Here is an 18,128-nt window from a genome sequence, read left to right as displayed (position 1 = left end):
TCCAAACCGCTCTCGTCGATCAGAACCGATTCAGTCCAATTCCGACCGCAAACCGGGGTCGATCACCTGGATCGGATGGACGCTCGAGCGCTCGAGCAGCGAGTCGAGTTGCTCGAGACAGGAGGTGCCGCTGGCGACGACGGTCCGGGTTGCGGTCTCGTCGGCCGTGAACTGGTCTTTCAGGGTCTCTCCAACCGCCATGCTGAGTTCGTAGTACTCGGACTTGTAGCCGAAACTGCCGGCCATACCGCAGCACTCGACGTCCGAGGTGACCACGTCGTACCCAAGCCGCTCGAGGACGGCCGTCGTGTAGGCCTCGAGACCGAGCGTTCGCTGCTGGCAGTGGCTGTGGTACGCGAGGTCCGGGCTCGCCGGCGCGCCGATCGCACACGCTTCGCTCGGTCCGGCGAGCGCTTCGATCCCCGGACCGTCGCCCTCGAGGAGGCCGAACACGTACTCGAAGAGTTCGTAGCTGTGTTCGGCGATGCGCTCGTAGGCGTCCGCGTCGAGGAACCGCTCGTACTCGCCGCGGAACATCGCCAGGTCGCTCGGTTCGATCACGACCACGTCACGGCCCTGCTCGAGGTGCCCCTCGAGGTCTGCGGAGACGGCACTCGCGTGTGCTGTCGCGGTGTCGATCATCCCCTGGGAGAGCGGTGCCCGGCCGCTCGAGGAAACGTCGGGAACGCGCACTCTGACGCCGAGGGCCTCGAGGGCCCGGACTGCGGCCTTCCCACGTTCGACCTGCACGTGGTTCGTGTAGACGTCCGGGTAGAGGACGGCCTCGCGAACGGGCTCGTCGATCCGGGTGGGTTCTCGCGACTGGAACCAGTCGACGAGTGTCTCCCGCCGGAACCGAGGCAGTTCGCGCCGCCGGTCGACGCCAGCGACCCGTTCGAGGGCCGCTCGAGCGGGGCCGAAGTTCGCCACGTGGTTCGAGACCGGTGCCGTCAGGCTCCCGAAGGTGGCGAGTGTCTCGAAGTTCCCGAACAGTCGTTTGCCCCGATCGAGACCGGTCGGTTCGTCGTCGGGCGTCAGCCCGGAAACGAGGTGATCGAACGCGTCCGGATCTGCGCCCTGGTTCAGGCGGTCCCGCACGACGGTGTTGATCCACGGAATGTCGATGTTGACCGGGCAGGCCTCGACACAGCGCGAGCAGCCGGTACAGAGGTCGTTGAACTCCGCGACGCTATCTGCGCCGTGAACGCCGGCCTCCCAGCCGGTGGCGATACCGCCGGAGTAGGTCTCGCCGCCGAAGGCGTGCCCACCGACCTGCTGGAAGTTCGCACACGAGTTGGCACAGGCACCACACCGGATGCAATACAGCGTCTCGCGGAGTTCGTCGTCGTCGCGCATCGCGAACCGGCCGTTGTCGACGAGCACGAGGTGGAACGACCGGTCGTCGCTCGAGTCGTCGAACGCTTCGTCGTCAGGCTCGTCGAAGCGAACGACCGGTTCGTCGAGTGGCGGCGTCAGCAGTGAGAGGTAGGCCGTGATGTCCTGACCAGCCCCCGCGGGGCCGATGAGGCTGAAAAACGGCGACAGGTCAGCGATCGACGGTACGATCTTCTCGACGCCGGCGACCGCGACGTGGGTATCCGGAACGGTCAGAGACTTTCGGGCGTTGCCCTCGTTCGTCACGAGCGCGAGCGTGCCCGTGTCCGCCGTGACGAAGTTCGCGCCGGTGATCCCGACGTCGGCCTCCAGAACGTGATCGGTGAGTTGTTCGCGGGCGAACGCGGTGAGTTCCTCGGCCGTCGTCAGTGGCTCCTCGAGGTCGAAGTGCTCGTTGAACAGCGCCGCGATCTCTTCGCGGGACTTGTGGACCGCAGGCGAGGCGATGTGACTCGGCTCGTCGTCGGCGATCTGGAGGACGAACTCGGCAAGGTCGGTCTCCCAGACGTCGATTCCCGCCGTCTCGAGGTCGTCGTTGAGGTCGATCTCCTCGGTCGTCATGGACTTGCCTTTGACGACCGATTCCGCATCTGCCGCCTCGACGACTTCCCTCACGTATCGGCGTGCGTCCGCCGCGTCGTCGGCAACGTAGACCGTCCCACCGTTCTCGGTAACGACGTCTTCGACCTGCTCGAGCAGGTCGGGCAGGCGTTCGATCGCGTCGGCTTTGATCTCCCGGGCTGCCTCGCGGTAGGCCTCGGTTTCCTCCATCTCCTCGTACCGCCGGTACCGCCCCTCGTTGAACGGGCGAACCGTCTCACCGACGGTCGAGCCGCTGGTCTCGAGGAGTCGCCTGATCCGTGCAGCCTTCTCGTCGCGCCCCGCTGCAGACTGGTCTGTTGACATGTTAGCGATCACCGAGGATGATGACGTGAAGCGATTCCGGTCCGTGGGCGCCGTACACCGGCGCACCCATGTCCGCCGTCGCGCTCGGCCCCGTGGTCAAGATCGCGCTCGTCAGACCGCCGTCGATCTCACCGGCGAGGGTCTCGAGTGCGTCGTCGATAGTTTCGACGATCTCGCTCGCCGCGACGACGACCACGTGCGTCTCCGGAAAGAGACTGGCGTAGCTTGCACCGTCGAACGCGGACGCGACCACGACGGTCCCGAACTCCGCGATCGAAGGTCCGCCGGGCGTGACGCCAGTCCGCGCCTCGAGGACGTCTTCTGACGTCGGATTCAGATTGACCGACGTGTCCTCGAGGGAGACGCCGTCGAAGGGAAGCGACACGCCGACGGCAGGCGGATCGATACGCGATTCCACTGCCGACCGGAACTCCCCGGAATCGACCCGCTCGAACGTCACGGGAAGGTTCTCGAGGGAGCGCTCGAATGTCTCGACTGCAGCGGACGTCATGGCACTTCGTTTCCAGCGGGGTCGATTAAGGCTTTCGCCCCGGTGGCTCCCCGACGACGTCGCGGGGAATTCGGGAACGTGGGGGTCACCCGGACCACAGGTCGTTCGGATTCACGGAAGCCGTCGGTTTTCCTCTCGGGTCCCTCGTTCGGCAGGATCGAAAAGACGTAAGGTGGAGTAGACCGACCACCATGGTATGGCGGAGCACAAGAACACGATCGACTCGGTCGAGCGGTCACTGGAAATTCTCGAACTCATCGGTGACCGCGAACCCGCGGGCGTCTCCGAGATCGCTCGCGAGGTGCCGATCTCCAAGAGTACCGTATACGCCCATCTCAGCACGCTTACCAGCGCAGGATACGTCACCAAAACCGACGGGAAATACGAACTCAGTTGCAAGGTTCTCAGGCTTGGATCGTCGGTGCAGGAACGGTTCGACCTCTACCAGCAGGCCAAACAGCACGTCGACGAGCTCGCAAGCGAAACGGGTGAACCGACCAATCTGGTCATCGAGGAAAACGGCCTCGGAACGTGTCTCTACGCGACCAACCCGCGTAACTCCGCCGACGTGTTCATGTCGAGTGGCGAGACCAACTATATGCACGCGACCGGGACGGGGAAGGCGATCCTCGCACACCGCCCGCGCGAAGACGTCGAAGCGATCATCGATCAGCACGGTCTCCCGGAGATGACCGAAAACACGATCACCGACGAAGAGGTGCTCTTCGACGAACTCGAGGAGATCCGCGAGCGCGGACTTTCGTTCGATCAGGAGGAAACGATCAACGGCCTGTGCTGTATCGCAGCGCCCATCATCGCGGACGAGGAACCCGTCGGCGCGGTGAGCGTTTCCGGACCGGTAAACAGATTTACGAACGAAGAGCGACGGGACGAACTCATGCAGGCTGTAAAGGAGATCGCCAACGTGATCGAACTTCGAATCGTGTTTTCCTGAACGAGATTTACTATGGACGACGATACTCCGGTCGGGGGTTGCCGGTCGTCGCTTTCGACCGGGTATTCGACCATGCAAAACGCTCGTTCTACCTTGCAGACCAACCTGGACTTCTCAGCCGAATGTACCGGTCGAATGCGCCACACTATCTCACAAGGCCATTACAGAGGTACGTGTGTAAACAACTCGGGCGAATCGAGCCACCCCACGGTGGTCGTGGACTTCGCCGGTCATCGTTCGATCCCTCCGCCAAAACTTCCAGACATCTGATGTTTTGGAGGGCGTTTTTCCCTCTGCCGAACGGTCGTTCTACCAGTGGGGCCCGCAAGTCCTTCTGAACGACCGTGAATCGACCTGTTCGAATTTTCGCACTGTGGCTCGCACGCGAGTACGACGTCCGGGCAAACCGTGCGGTCACACGGGAACTCTCGGCGTGCCACCCAGCCTCGGACTCGATCAGTTAGGTACCGAAGAAATCATAGGTCTGTAAGCGAGAGGTGGTGATACATGGTTAGAAAGGAGTTTGAGCTCCCCGACGTCGGAGAGGGCGTCGCCGAAGGGGAGCTCGTCACCTGGTTCGTCGAACCCGGCGACCAGGTCGAGGAAGACCAGCCGATCGCAGAAGTCGAGACGGACAAGGCCCTCGTCGAAATTCCGTCGCCCTACGACGGCACGGTCGCCGAGTTACGCGCCGAGGAAGGCGAGATCGTCCCCGTCGACGACGTCATCGTCGTCTTCGAAGTCGACGACGCGGACGTGGATGCAACGTCCGACATCTCGAGCGAGACCGATACCGGCGATGCAGCGACTGCATCGACCGACTCGAGCGAGTCGGCAGCCGGTGCGCCCGAGCCAACCGCCCAGCCCGAACTCCCGGACGGACGCGTCTTCGCCTCGCCGAGCGTCCGACGCCTGGCACGCGAGAACGGGGTCGATCTGGCCGAACTTCAGTCCTCGAATCCCGGCACCCGAATCGACGAGCGGGCCGTGCTCGAGGCCACTGGCGACATCGAGTCCACGGAGCCTGACGGCTGGGTCGAGGCGACACCGCCGGCCGCCGACGACGCGGATACAGACGCGGCCCAGGCCACAGCGACCAGTCCGAGCGCGAGTTCCCCCGAGCCGGTCGCCTCGAGTGCCGACGCGGCCGATCGGGAGCGAACCCTCGCGATGCCGGCGACCCGCCAACTCGCGCGCGAAGAGGGCGTCAACATCGACGACGTCCCGGCCAGCGAGGAACGTGACGGCGAGCCGTTCGTGACACCCGAGGACGTTCGCGCGTTCGCCGCCGGCGAGACGACCGTGGCGAGTGCCGGCTCGGCGGCGGACTCCGAGTCGAGCCCGGCGACGGGGTCGGCGTCGGCCGCAGCGGCCGCCGCCCAGGACGGCCTCCAGCCCGGCGAAACCGTCCCCTACCGCGGTGTTCGCCGCTCGATCGGCGAGCAGATGGCAACCTCGAAGTTCACGGCCCCGCACGTCAGCCACCACGACGAAGTCGAGGTCTCGGACCTCGTCGACGCCCGCGGGCGGCTGAAAGAGACTGCCGAAGAACTGGGTGTCAAACTCACCTACATGCCGTTCGTCGTCAAGGCAGTCGTCGCCGCCCTGAAATCGGTGCCGCAGATCAACGCCGAACTCGACGAGGAGGCCGAAGAGATCCACCTCAAAGACGAGTACAACATCGGCATCGCCGTCGCCAGCGACGCCGGCCTGATGGTCCCCGTTATCGACGACGCCGATCAGAAGAGCCTCCTCGAGTTAGCCCGGGAGATCAACGACAAGGCCGCTCGAGCCCGCGACCGGACGATCGGGCTCGAGGAGATGCAGGGCGGAACCTTCACCATCACCAACGTCGGGGCTATCGGCGGCGAGTACGCCTCGCCGATCATCAACTATCCCGAGGCGGGCATCCTGGCGCTCGGCTCGCTCGACGAACGCCCGTGGGTCGACGACGGCGAACTGGTCGTTCGGCCGACGATGCCGATTTCGATGTCGGTCGACCACCGGATCGTCGACGGTGCCGACGCCGCCCGGTTTACGAACGAGGTCACGCGATACCTGAACAATCCTGAACTGCTGCTACTGGAATAATGGTCATGGGAGACGTGCGAACCGCGACAGATGTACTGGTCATCGGCGGCGGACCCGGCGGCTACGTGGCCGCCATCCGCGCCGCACAACACGGACTCGACACGACGCTCGTCGAGCGCGACGCCGTCGGGGGCACCTGCCTCAACTACGGCTGTATCCCCTCGAAGGCCTTCATTACCGCTACCGATCTGGCCCACGAGGCAAACAACGGCGAGCCGATGGGCGTCGAAGCGGAGGCCTCGGTGAACATGAGTTCGCTGGTCGAGTGGAAAGACGAGGTCGTCGATCAGCTTACCGGCGGCGTCGAACAGCTCTGCAAGGCAAACGGCGTGAACCTCATCGAAGGAACGGCGACCTTCATCGACGAAGACGCCGTCCGCGTCGCTCACGCTGGCGAGGGGCAGGGCTCGGAGTCGATCCAGTTCGAACACGCCATCGTCGCCACCGGCAGCCGCCCCATCGAAGTCCCCGGCTTTTCGTTTGACGACGACCCCATCTGGTCCTCTCGAGACGCGCTGGCGGCTGAGGAGGTCCCGGACCGACTCCTCGTCGTCGGCGCTGGCTACATCGGGATGGAACTCTCGACCACGTTCGCCAAAGCCGGCGCCGACGTGACCGTCGTCGAGATGCTTGCCGACGCCCTGCCGGCCTACGAGGACGACGTCGCACGGGCCGTCCGCGAGCGCGCCGAGGACCTCGGCATCGACTTCGCCTTCGGCGAGCGCGTTTCGTCGTGGGACGAAGAGGGTAACGGCGTCGCCGTCACCACCGAGACCGAGGACGGCGAGGAGACCGTTCGCGAGGCCGACCGCGTGCTGGTCGCCGTCGGGCGCGAACCCGTCACCGACGCCCTCGAGCTGGAAGAGATCGGCCTCGAGACCGACGATCGTGGCTTCCTCGAGACCGACGACTACACGCGAACGGACCTCGAGCACGTCCTGGCCGTCGGCGACGTCGCTGGCGAACCGATGCTCGCCCACAGGGCCAGCGCCGAAGGACTGGTCGCCGCGGGCGTTGCGGCGGGTGAACCGGTCGCCCTCGACCACCAGGTCGTTCCGGCAGCCGTCTTCACCGACCCCGAAGTCGCCACCGTCGGCCTCACCGAAGCCGAGGCCGAAGCGGAAGGCTTCGACCCCGTCGTCGGCACGATGCCGCTGCGGGCCAGCGGCCGTGCCCAGACGATGGCCGAACAGGATGGCTTCGTCCGGATCGTCGCCGACGCCGACACCGAGTTCGTCCTCGGCGGCCAGATCGTCGCCCCCGAAGCCTCCGAACTCATCGGCGAAGTCGCACTGGCAATCGAGATGGGTGCGAAACTCGAGGACATGGCGACGACGGTCCACACCCATCCGACGCTGTCGGAGGCGATCATGGAGGCCGCCGAACACGCCCAGGGACAGGCGATCCACACGCTGAATCGGTGACTCGAAGAACGCGCCAATTCGGAGCATCCTCCGGCACACCAGCCGAACCACACTGCGATCGAACGGCGGTCGACTCGAGGCACCGACCGCCCACCGGTCGCGGGAGGCACGCATCCACCCCGGCATTGTGGTTTCAGCTCCGGTCGGTTTCGTTCGGATCTCGAGAGCAGTGTGGACGCTGACGCTCGTCGGGAACGCGTTGCAGAATAGAATATCGGACCACTCAGCACGGTGAATAGAGCGTCGGGCCGCTCAGCAGCGAGAACGGAGAGCCGGATCGCTCAGTACTCGAGCGTTTCTTCGATTGCGGTTTCGATCCGCGGCGGATGCGGGATATAGTAATCTTCCATCGAGAGCAGTGGCACCGGCACGTCGAAGCCGGTGACCCGGTTGATCGGTGCCTTGAGGTACATCAGCGCCTCGTCGTTGATCGTGGCCATCAGTTCGGCACCGAATCCGCCGGTTTTGGCCGCCTCGTGGACGATCACACAGCGGCCCGTGTTCTTCACCGACTCGAGGATCGTCTCGCGGTCCAGCGGCGAGATGGATCGCAGGTCGATCACGTCGGCGTCCACCCCGAGGTTCTCGACGGCCTCGAGGGTGTTGTGCATCATCGCGCCCCAGGAGATCACTGTCAGATCGTCGCCCTCCTGGCGAACTGCGGCTTTCCCGAGCGGCTCGGTGTAGGTCCCTTCGGGAATCTCCTCGCGCAGCGAGCGGTAGACGTGTTTGGGCTCCATGAATAGCACCGGGTCCGGATCGCGGATGGCACTAATGAGCATCCCCTTGGCGTCGTGGGGCGTCGACGGAATCGCCACCTTCAGTCCCGGCACGTGGCCGTAGACCGCCTCGAGGCTCTCCGAGTGGTGCTCGAGCGCCCGGACGCCGGCCCCGTAGGGGGTGCGGACGACCATCGGTGCGGTGAGTTCGCCGCGGGTGCGCCAGCGGATGCGGCTGGCGTTGGTGACGAGCTGGTCGAACGCCGGCGGCAGGAAGCCCGAAAACTGGATCTCGGCGATCGGTCGGTACCCGTGGGTCGCGAGGCCGATCGCGCTGCCGACGATCGCGATCTCCGACAGCGGGGTGTCGAGGACGCGCTCCTCGCCGAATTCGTCTTGCAGTCCCTCGGTCGCGCGGAAGACGCCGCCGGACTCGGCGACGTCCTGCCCGAAGACGAGCGTTCGCTCGTCGTTGCCCATCTCCTCGTGTAGCGCGTCGTTGACCGCCTGGATGATTGTCGCGTTCATGGCTTACCCCTTCGGCCGCTGTTCGATGTACTCGTACATCTCCGGTCGCTCCTCGAGCACCTGCTCGAAGGCCGCCTGCTGGCGTTCTAGCTCGGGCGGCATCTCCTCGTAGAGGTAGGCGAACATCTCCTCGACGCCGCGCTCTGCGAACTCGTCGGCGGCGTCGACGGCCGCGGAGAACTCCTCGTCGACCTCCTCGCGAATCGCTTCCTCGTCGATTGCGTCCCAGCGGCCGGTCTCCTCGAGGAACGTCTGGTACCGCTCGAGCGGATCGCGCTCTTTCCACTCCTCGACTTCGTCCTCGCTGCGGTATCGCGTCGGATCGTCGCTGGTCGTGTGGGCACCGCGCCGGTAGGTGACCGCCTCGACGAGGACGGGGTTGCCCTCGAGGGCGCGTTTCCGGGCCTCTGCAACGGCGTTGTAGACGGCGAGCACGTCGTTGCCGTCGACGCGGATGCCGTCGATGCCGTAGGCCAGCGCCTTCTGGGCGACGGTGTCGGCGTTGGTCTGGCCGTCGAACGGGAGCGTGATCGCGTACTGGTTGTTCTGACAGAACAGAACCGCTGGCGCGCCGAGGACGCCCGCGAAGTTGATGCCCTCGTGGAACGCGCCGGTCGAGGTCGCCCCGTCGCCGAGGTTGGCGAACGCGACGCTGCCCTCGTCGGCGAGTTTCATCCCCCAGGCCTTGCCTGCAACCACGGGAATGTGTGAGCCGATCGAGATCGCGAGGCCGAAAATGTTCGCCCCCTCCATCCGGGAGGCGTCCTCGACGCCGCGCCAGTAGAGCAGGAGATCGCGCATCGAGAGCCCGTGCATGAGCAGCGCGGCCGTCTCGCGACCGTACGGGAAGATCCAGTCCTGGTCAGCGAGGGCGAACCCCGCACCGACGATGCTGGCTTCCTGTCCACGGCCGGACGGGTAGGTACCGAGCCGACCCCGACGCTGGAGCTTCGTCGCTCGATCGTCGAAGGTTCGCTGGAGCACCATCCAGCGATAGAGGTCTCGGAACGATTCGTCGTCGAGATCGGGCGTCGCCTCGGGATCGTACGATCCGTCCGGCTCGACGACCCGATAGGTGTCGACGTCCAGTTCGTCCTGCGAGAGCCGGTCGACGGAGACGTCCGTCGGCTCTGCAGGGGTAGACCGCTGTCTGTTAACCATTGCTCGTACGAATGTGTCGCGATGGAGGGCATAAATCTTTGCCAATTGGACACAGCGGTCCACGAACGGTCGGCTGTCGCCTCGACGACGCGAGGTCGTCGGACGTGCGCTCGGTCCACAGCCCGCTCGCCCGATCGTCGCTCGTCACCAGTTCCGAAAGGAAGACAGCCCACCAACTGCCCGATGCAGCGAGATTGGACCGTCAACCATCTAACTCGAGATAAGATACGTGAAACTAGGAAATTCAATAATCCGGTATGGTTAAGAGGGAGTCGTCACACGAAACAGACGTATGCTACAGACAGCCACGAATGTGGTTCCAGCGCCGTTACTCGTCGAAACGGTGTTGAACCCGGTAGTGATCCTGATACTCGGGATCCTGTTGATCGTCCTGTTGATGATGCGATTCGAGTTGCCGGCGTTCGTCGCATTGATCCTCGCGGCGTTCGGTGTCGGGATCGTCTCGCCGACAGTCGCGATATCGGCGGTCGGTCCCGAAGTGGCCGAAACGTTCGGCGATATCATGGCCGGCGTCGGGATTCCGATCCTGATGGCTGCGATAATCGGCAAGTGTCTGATCGAGAGCGGTGCCGCAGACAGGATCGTTCGCGGGTTCCACTCGTCCGTAGGCGAGGGGCGTGAAGACGTAACACTGCTCGGGAGCAGTTACGTCCTCTCGATTCCCGTCTTCTTCGACACCGTCTTCTACCTGCTCGCACCCATCGCCCGCTCGATGCGTGCGCGGACTGGCGAGAAGATGGCGCTGTACACTGCTGCGATCATCGGTGGCGCGTTCGCCGCTCACGCGCTCGTTCCCCCCACGCCAGGTCCGCTCGCAGTCGCGGACGAACTCGCAGTGGATCTCGGCATCGTGATCGGGATGGGGCTTCTGATCGGGGTTCCGACGTCGATCGTCGGCGGGATCGTCTACGGCCGCTGGATCGACAGCAGGATGACCGTCCCGTTGCGCGAAGCACTGGGAACGACTGCCGAAGACCTCAAGGAGACGACCCAGAAACCGATCGACGAACTTCCGGGGATCGTCGAGTCGCTGCTGCCGATCGTTCTCGCCGTCGTGTTGATCGCCGCGAACACGATCGTGACCACGTTCTTCCCCGAGCAGGCAGACCTCGTCGCCGTCACGGAGTTCGTCGGCGACGTCAACATCGCGCTGAGCATCGCGGCGATCGCCGCAATCTGGACGTTCTTTCGATTCCGTGACGTCGAGACCGACTTCGGTGACGAACTCACACTCGCCGTCAAAGACGGTGGGAACATCATCGCGATCACCGCCGCCGGTGGCGCCTTCGGTGCCATGCTCGGTGCCGCTGGGGTCGGCGACTTCTTCGTCAACGTGATGGAAGGACTCGGCGTCGGGCCGCTCGTCACTGCCTGGCTCATCGCGGCAGTCCTGATCGTCTCGACCGGGTCGCTGACGGTCGCGATGATCACCAGCGCGACGATCATGGCACCGTTCGCCGGCCAGCTCGACGTCCACTCGGTCTACCTCTTGTTGACCATCGGTACCGGCTCGATGTTCTTCGCCTGGCACAACAGCAGCCCCTTCTGGATCATCAACGAAGTAGGTGGGCTCGAGCACCAGGAGACGCTGCGAACGTTCTCGTTCGTCGGGTTCGTGATGTCGATCGTCGGACTCGTCTTGACGCTCGTCGTCGCTACGGCCGTCCCACAGCCCATCGAACAGGTGACCGCGTTCCTCTAACGTCCAGACAGAGAACCGATCCGCTCGAATCGACTCTCTCCCGGATCCACGACGTATAAGTGATCGTGATCCGAACTACCGTGTATCATGGCATTCGAGTTTCTGTCCGAAACGTCGCTGTCGGACGGGCAGATATCCACACAGGAAGCGCGCCGTCAGGAACACAGCACCGACTGGGGAACCCCCGAGTCGGAGGCGTCGATGCCCGACGTCGTCGTCTGGCCGGAATCGACTGCGGACGTCTCGAGCGTTCTCGCAGCGGCTAACGACCGTGGCGTCCCGGTAACGCCCTACGCGGCCGGGACGAGCCTCGAGGGCCACGCCGTTCCCGTCGAGGGTGGAATCAGCATGAACATGACCCGGATGGACGAGGTTCTCGAGATCCGACCGGCGGATTTCCAGATCGACGTCCAGCCCGGGTTGCTGGGATCGAAGATCGACGACGCCGCGAATCCTCACGGCCTGTTCTTCCCGCCGTTGCCCTCCTCGGGGAAGATCTCGACGATCGGCGGCATGATCGCCAACGACGCAAGCGGCATGCAGACGGTCAAGTACGGCGAGATCCACGACTGGGTGCTCAGACTCGAGGCCGTTCTCCCCGATGGTACCATCGTCGAGACGGGAAGTCGGGCGGCCAAAACCTCGAGTGGCTACAATCTGATGGACCTGCTCGTCGGGAGTGAAGGAACACTCGCGGTCGTCACAGAGGCCACGCTCGAATTGGCCGGACTACCAGAGCAGGTCTGGGGCGGGCGAGTGATCTTCGAGGATCGAACGCAGGCCTCGGCGGCGATCGCCGACATCGTCCAGTCGGGCGCGGAGGTGGCAAAGATCGAACTGATCGACGACCTCAGTGCAGCGATGGCAAACCGGTACCTCGACGCCGACTTCCCCACCGCGCCGATGGCGTTTATCGAGATCCACCGTAACCACAACATCGAGGACGAGGTCGACTTCTGTCGAACCATACTCGAGGAGTACGACGTCAGGGAGATGACCTTCGAGGAGTCCGGTCCGGAGATGGAGTCGATCTGGGAGGTTCGCGAGGAGATGGCCTCGGCGCTGAAACACTACGATCCGGACCTGTCGATGCTCACCTCGGGCGACGTCACCGTCCCGATCAGCACGTACAGCGACCTCATCGAATACATCTCGACCCTCGAGGCCGAACACGACCTCGAGATTCCGTCGTTCGGACACGCAGGCGACGGCAACGTCCACTACACGGTGATGGTCCGGGAGGGAGACGACGAGCACCGCGCGCTCGGCAAGCGAGTCGACGAACAGATCGTCCGGCGAGCGATCGAACTCGGCGGGACGTCGACCGGCGAACACGGGGTCGGTCTCGGGAAACAGCAGTACCTCCCCGAGGAGTACAACGACGCGACGGTCGACCTCATGAGACGCGTCAAGACGGCGTTCGACCCGAACGGCATCCTCAACCCCGGAAAGATGTTCTGAGTCGGCCGCAGAGTGTCGAACGAAGGTGTATTTTGCGTCACCGGAAGTGTCGAACGTCCCTGTGGATTGCTAATTCCACCTCGAATGAGTTGTGCCATGACCACCATTCATTATTAGTATCAAAGTTTGGTTATTACGCAACTCCAGTCTGTTTTATTATGAATTGGGGCCTGAATCGTGGTCCACTCGCTCGATGACCACTGTTCCGGCCACACATCGACCCATGGCCGTAAAACGTCCAGAAATCCGCTGATGAAAGATCTCTGTTCGGATTCATCGACGAGTTCCGGAGCGAAAACAGTTGACGCCCTACCGTTGCACAAATGGAAACATTATTGGGCGAATATGCTCTCTATGTGAATACTATCGACTCCTACCGCGCCCAGTATCCAGTATCGTACAGCAGTCGTGACGTGGCCACGCCTGTCGAATACGAATAGTACCAGATAAATATTATATATGTGAAAATGTCGTATCTGGAAAGGCGAACTTCTCAATCAGGCTCTCGTCTCGTCGAACTCCCTCGAGCCCCACCCATTTTTGAGGCTGCCCGAGGTACGAACTGGGACCACGATGTCCCGCACGATACTCGTCCCGGTCGATGGCTCACCGATGTCCTGGCAGGCGCTCGAGCACGCCCTCGAGATGATCGACGAGGGCACGATCGTTGCATTGCACGTCCTCAATCCGACCGATCCCGGTTACAGTCTGGCAGAAGACGTCGACGTTCGCACGGAACCACAGCACGGCTCTCCGGAGTGGTACGAGCGAGCGGCCGAAAAAGAACGACGGCTGTTCGAAGACGTCCGCGAGCGGGCCGGTGACCAGGAGAGCTCGATTCGTACCGACGACGTCACTGGCGATCCGGCCGAAGAGATCGTCGACTACGTCGAAGCGCACGACGTCGATCACGTCGTGATCGGTGGACACGGCCGATCCGGACCGACGCGGGTCCTTCTCGGAACGACTGCGGAACTCGTCGTTCGCCGGTCACCGGTTCCCGTCACGGTCGTCAGAGACGTCGAGGCCGACTGAGGTCGGCCGTCGTAAAACCGTGCCACAGCAGTCTGAGATGTTGCTGGCCGGCGGGAGGTCATCTGTCCACGGGCGCGGTGTCGAGTCGAGACAGTCAGTGGCGAGGCTCGTCGGAGAGCCGAACGGTCACGACGGGGACGTCTGCCATTCGGACGACCCGTTCTGTCACGCTCCCGACGAGGACGCGATCGAGTCCGGTCCGCCCCTTCGTCCCCATGACCACCATGTCGATCCCTTCGTCGCTGCAGTACTCGAGGATCACTTCGTGAGGGATTCCGTACTCGACCGTTGTGACGACGTCGAGTCCAGTCGTCGTCGCTTCGTCCTCGACGTGGTCGACGGCACGGCGGGCTGTCGTGACGACTCCGTCACCCTCTGAGGCGCCGAGTGGTCCCTCCGGGACGACCGAGAGGCCATGCACTGTCGCGTCGAACCGATCGGCGAGACGCAGTCCGTGTGCGATGGCCTGCTGGGTCCCCTCACTCCCGTCCGTCGGAACGAGAAGGTGCTCGTACATCGACCGAGAGTAGGGCCTCGGACCGTAAATACTCTCGAGTTTCGGTTTTCGACTGTCCCTGGATAAGTCAGGAAAATCGATCGGGGCTGGGACGACGGGGAGTCAGTAGGACGTCGCCGGTGTCGGTCCGCTGAACAGCGAGTAGAGGAACACGAAGTAGCCGACGATCACCGGCATGAAGATCGCAGCCACGATCGACGTCATGTTGAGTGGTAATGGCGAGACGATCGCGTCTGTGATCGTGAGCGTCGCCGCTGGGTCGACCCACGGATAGAGGAGCGTGCCGACGAAGACGACGAACGCTGCTGCGAGACCGGCGGCGGCGACCACGGCAGTTCGGAACCACGCCCGCGAGAACGAAACGATGGAGCCAGCCCCGAACGCGACCGAGGCGGCGACGACTGCCACGGTCGACCCGGACAGCAGCGTCGACTGGAGTTCGGGGTACCGACCGTACAGCACCACCGCGGTCAGGACGAACAACCCGAGGTACGTGGCCGTCGCCAACTGCCCGCGTCTGCTGACGCGGGCACGGAGTTCGCCGTCGGTTTTCACCCCGAGGAAGGCAGCGCCGAGGACGACGGTGAGAACGACGATGGTGAGACCGACGACGAACGGCCCCACCGCGAGTGCCGACGGTTCCCCGAGGACCCAGCTCGCGACGAAGACGCCGAGCAAGAACGGCGAAGTGATGCTTCCGACGACGAAACAGGCGTCCCAGAACCGGACCCACTCCTCGTCGTCGCGCTCTTCCCGGAGCTTCGACCCGAGTCCGCGGAGCGCCAGCGCGAACAGGATCGCGAACACCAGCAGGTAATGGCGCGACAGGAGATTGGCGTAGACCGCCGGAAACCCCGCGAACAGCACCGTCCCGAACAGGACGAGCCAGACCTCGTTGGCTTTCCAGACCGGACCGAACGCCGCGAGCATCGTCTGGCGTTCGGATTCGGTCGCCTCGGCGTACAGGATCCCCAGTCCGAAGTCGAACCCGTCGAGCAGCAGATAGACTCCCAGTGCGACGACCACGAGTCCGAACCAGATCTCCGGCAACGACTCGAGCAGGTACGCCGAGTCAGAGAGGAGTCTAGTCATCGGCGATCACCCCCGGTGCGTCGGGTCGGTCGTCCTCGTCGATGCCGACCTCGTGTCGCTTTGCCTCCTCGTCGAGGAGGCGTTTGAACACGTACAGGAAGACGCCGAACAGGAGGAGATAGCCGATCACGAACGCGATCAACGTCAGCGTCGCCTCAGACGAGCTCAGCGCCGGCGAGACGCCCTCGGCAGTCGTCAGGACGTCCTGGATGATCCAGGGCTGGCGACCGATCTCGGCGACGTACCAGCCGGTGATCAGCGCGACGAACCCGAGCGGAGCAGAGACCATCAGGGCCTTGAGCAATCGCTCGTCGTCGGCGAGTCCACCCCTCCAGAGTCGGTACGTCCCCCATGCACCGAGCGCGATGAACCAGAATCCGAGCCCGACCATGATCCGGAACGACCAGAACACCCACGCGACGGGCGGTGACTCGTACTCGAAGTCGTTGAGCCCGGTGATCTCCGCGGTCGGATCACCTTCCGCGAGGAACGACGCGAGATACGGAATGCTGATCGTGTAGAGGTTGTCTGCCCGCGGGTCGGTGATCGCATCGAGTTCCGTCGGGATGGCGACGATGTGGAGGTCGGCCGAGCCGGTCTCGTAGTGGGCTTCCATGGCGGCGAACTTCTGGGGCTGGGTCTCGGCGACGTGACGACCGTACATGTCGCCGTGGATGGCCTGGAACGCCGACGTGAGCAGGAGGACGACGACGGCCACCCGAAGTGCCGTGTTCCAGACCTCGCTATCGCGGTTCTTCCAGACGAAATACGCCGCGACACCCGCGATCAGCAGCGTCACGGAGATGATCGCGGCGTTTTGCATGTGGACGTACATCCACGGGAACCGGGGGTTGAAAAACGCCGCGACGGGGTCGACCAGCTGAGCGATCGGGACACCGTTTTCCATCACGACCTCGTGGCCACGTGGCGTCTGCATCCAGGAGTTGACGACGAGGATCCAGAACGCAGAGAGCCACGCGCCGAGGGCGACCATCACCGACGAGAAGGCGTAGAACCGATCGGACACCCGCTCACGGCCGAACAGTAACACGCCGAGGAAGACGGCCTCGAGCATGAAGGCCATCTTCGCCTCGAACGAGAGCGGGCCGCCGATCAGTTCGCCGGCAGTTTCGGAAAAGGCCGCGAAGTTCGTCCCGAACATGAAGCCCATCGGGATGCCCGTGACGGTTCCCATGATGAACCCGATCGCGAACAGTTTCGTCCAGAACTTCCTGAGTCGAGCGTATCGTTCTTTCCCCGTCCGGACTTCCTGGACGGTGAAGTAGACGAGAAACGGTGCGAGTCCGACGGAGAGAGCCGCGAACACGATGTGAATCGTGATCGCCCAGCCGAACTGGGCTCGGCTGGCCAGCTCCGGCGAGAGAAACGACAGCCACGGCCCGACCTCGAGCAGTGCCGTCGTGAGTGTCGGATCGGTTGTGATTCGACTTGGGTACATGACGTGCTCACCAACGAGTCGTCCTAGGGACGAACGGTGGGTAAACCCATCTTCGGTGATAGCCAAGTTTTTGCTGCCGAACCAAAACCTTTATCGGCATCTAGAGAAACAATTCGAACCATATACCACCATATAGTTAACGCTCGTCAACAACCGGGCGCGAGAAGGTTGGACCGCAGACCGTTCAGCCGGGCCCCGGACCCTCGAGTTCGGCGTGTCGCTCGAGGTAGCGTTTGACGAGCCGTGATTCGGCCATGCGAAGTCGGTACGAGAGCGTCGATTCCGGGACGTCGAGTTCGGCTGCGAGTTCGCCGACCGTGATCTCCCGTGGCCGTTCGTAGTACCCTCTCGCGGCTGCTTCGGCGATCGCCTGCTGCTGTGTGCCGGTCAGGTTCGAGTCGACGACGGCGTCACCGTGCCACGTCGTCGCCTCTCCGATGTGTTCCAGTTCGACGTCGATTCCCGGACAGCAGGTTCCGTCGACGAGGTCGAACAGGTCGCCGACACACTCGTCCGAGCGCAACAGGACGCGCCATCGTTCCCGCCCCGCGTGGGCGTTACACTCACTGATCGTCCCCGGACCTGACGCAGCCGCGACCGCTGTGTCGATCGACGGACAGTCGTCGATTTCGTCGGCGTACACGTACCACAGCCGTCGTCGCGGCGTACACTCGAGGAGATACGCCGTGCTCGTGGCCTGACACGGCCCGTCTCCGATCAGTTGCGGGCGGAACGTACACTCTTCCAGAGCCGTCTGGAGGCGGTCGACGGCCGCTGGTGGGCCGGTGAACCGAATCAACTGGACGCTCGACGACGACCCGAGCGTGACGGAAATCCGTGACGCCTGGAGGGCTGGCTGCTCGTGGAGGACGTCTGCGATCGGGTCGACCCCTCTTTCGTAGGTCACCGTGAACGTGACCTCTCGAAGACGACGGTCCAGAGTCATGGGCTCGGTGGGCTCGTCGGGAGTCTCGATGACGACAGTTCGACCGTATGACCACGGCGGTTCGACGATCCGCTCCCGGGCGGTACGGTGGATACCATCCCGTCTGTGAATACGAACCACACCGGCCTAAATGAGTCGGACGACGTGGTTTTGGTGGCGATCGACCGGGTCCTCGATTACAGCGGAAAATATTGCGACCCCCGAG

13 protein-coding genes and 1 pseudogene are annotated in these 18,128 nt (G+C 63.7%); 6 read left to right on the top strand and 8 right to left on the bottom strand.

The features are described from left to right. Positions 1–30: 30 nt before the first annotated feature. Positions 31–2,301: an LUD domain-containing protein gene (locus tag B1756_RS15595; RefSeq protein WP_086889389.1), complete on the bottom strand. Its 2,271-nt coding sequence runs from the start codon at positions 2,299–2,301 to the stop codon at positions 31–33. Between the two features lies 1 nt (position 2,302). Then, positions 2,303–2,812 carry an LUD domain-containing protein gene (locus tag B1756_RS15590; RefSeq protein ID WP_086889388.1) on the bottom strand — a complete coding sequence of 170 codons (510 nt, stop codon included), beginning with the start codon at positions 2,810–2,812 and terminating at the stop codon, positions 2,303–2,305. A gap of 196 nt (positions 2,813–3,008) precedes the next feature. Here B1756_RS15590 and B1756_RS15585 point away from each other — a divergent pair, with 196 nt between their 5' ends. From B1756_RS15585 to lpdA, 3 genes are all read left to right on the top strand, one after another. Next, positions 3,009–3,767: an IclR family transcriptional regulator gene (locus tag B1756_RS15585; protein WP_086889387.1), complete on the top strand. Its 759-nt coding sequence runs from the start codon at positions 3,009–3,011 to the stop codon at positions 3,765–3,767. A gap of 507 nt (positions 3,768–4,274) precedes the next feature. Continuing rightward, on the top strand, positions 4,275–5,858 hold the full coding sequence (locus tag B1756_RS15580; protein WP_086889386.1) for a 2-oxo acid dehydrogenase subunit E2: 1,584 nt from the start codon (positions 4,275–4,277) through the stop codon (positions 5,856–5,858). Next, positions 5,858–7,282 carry a dihydrolipoyl dehydrogenase gene (gene lpdA, locus B1756_RS15575; RefSeq protein ID WP_086889385.1) on the top strand — a complete coding sequence of 475 codons (1,425 nt, stop codon included), beginning with the start codon at positions 5,858–5,860 and terminating at the stop codon, positions 7,280–7,282. Before B1756_RS15580 ends, lpdA begins: the two co-directional genes overlap by 1 nt. 281 nt (positions 7,283–7,563) lie before the next feature. Here lpdA and B1756_RS15570 read toward each other — a convergent pair whose 3' ends face one another. Then, positions 7,564–8,529 carry an alpha-ketoacid dehydrogenase subunit beta gene (locus B1756_RS15570; RefSeq protein ID WP_086889384.1) on the bottom strand — a complete coding sequence of 322 codons (966 nt, stop codon included), beginning with the start codon at positions 8,527–8,529 and terminating at the stop codon, positions 7,564–7,566. 3 nt (positions 8,530–8,532) lie between these two features. After that, the gene (gene pdhA, locus B1756_RS15565; RefSeq protein ID WP_086889383.1) at positions 8,533–9,690 is read right to left on the bottom strand and encodes a pyruvate dehydrogenase (acetyl-transferring) E1 component subunit alpha; all 1,158 of its coding nucleotides are present in this window, start codon (positions 9,688–9,690) and stop codon (positions 8,533–8,535) included. Positions 9,691–9,982: 292 nt separating this feature from the next. On the opposite strand from pdhA, the gene B1756_RS15560 reads away from it, so the two are divergent. The 3 genes from B1756_RS15560 (at position 9,983) to B1756_RS15550 (ending at position 13,909) form a co-directional block, all read left to right on the top strand. Beyond that, entirely contained in the window at positions 9,983–11,413 is a 1,431-nt protein-coding gene (locus B1756_RS15560) for a GntP family permease (RefSeq protein ID WP_086889382.1), read from the top strand. Between the two features lie 87 nt (positions 11,414–11,500). Then, positions 11,501–12,874 carry an FAD-binding oxidoreductase gene (locus tag B1756_RS15555; protein WP_086889381.1) on the top strand — a complete coding sequence of 458 codons (1,374 nt, stop codon included), beginning with the start codon at positions 11,501–11,503 and terminating at the stop codon, positions 12,872–12,874. Between the two features lie 573 nt (positions 12,875–13,447). Then, positions 13,448–13,909 (top strand): universal stress protein, encoded by a 462-nt coding sequence (locus tag B1756_RS15550; protein WP_086889380.1) that lies wholly within the window; start codon positions 13,448–13,450, stop codon positions 13,907–13,909. A gap of 100 nt (positions 13,910–14,009) precedes the next feature. Here the strand turns inward: B1756_RS15550 and B1756_RS15545 are convergent. The 4 genes and pseudogenes from B1756_RS15545 to B1756_RS15530 all read right to left on the bottom strand — a co-directional run. Then, a pseudogene (locus tag B1756_RS15545) lies at positions 14,010–14,426 on the bottom strand (universal stress protein); the annotation flags it as partial. Positions 14,427–14,528: 102 nt separating this feature from the next. Continuing rightward, complete coding sequence (locus B1756_RS15540; protein ID WP_086889378.1) at positions 14,529–15,518, bottom strand: cytochrome d ubiquinol oxidase subunit II; 990 nt, start codon at positions 15,516–15,518, stop codon at positions 14,529–14,531. Continuing rightward, positions 15,511–16,977 carry a cytochrome ubiquinol oxidase subunit I gene (locus B1756_RS15535; RefSeq protein WP_086889377.1) on the bottom strand — a complete coding sequence of 489 codons (1,467 nt, stop codon included), beginning with the start codon at positions 16,975–16,977 and terminating at the stop codon, positions 15,511–15,513. Before B1756_RS15535 ends, B1756_RS15540 begins: the two co-directional genes overlap by 8 nt. A 184-nt stretch (positions 16,978–17,161) precedes the next feature. Continuing rightward, complete coding sequence (locus tag B1756_RS15530; RefSeq protein ID WP_086890218.1) at positions 17,162–17,923, bottom strand: helix-turn-helix domain-containing protein; 762 nt, start codon at positions 17,921–17,923, stop codon at positions 17,162–17,164. Positions 17,924–18,128: the final 205 nt, after the last annotated feature.

The sequence above is a fragment of the Natrarchaeobaculum aegyptiacum genome (genome assembly GCF_002156705.1).
Taxonomy (GTDB): Archaea; Halobacteriota; Halobacteria; order Halobacteriales; family Natrialbaceae; genus Natrarchaeobaculum; species Natrarchaeobaculum aegyptiacum.
Note: the sequence above shows the minus strand (reverse complement) of the source record. Positions and strands in the feature narration are given on the sequence as shown.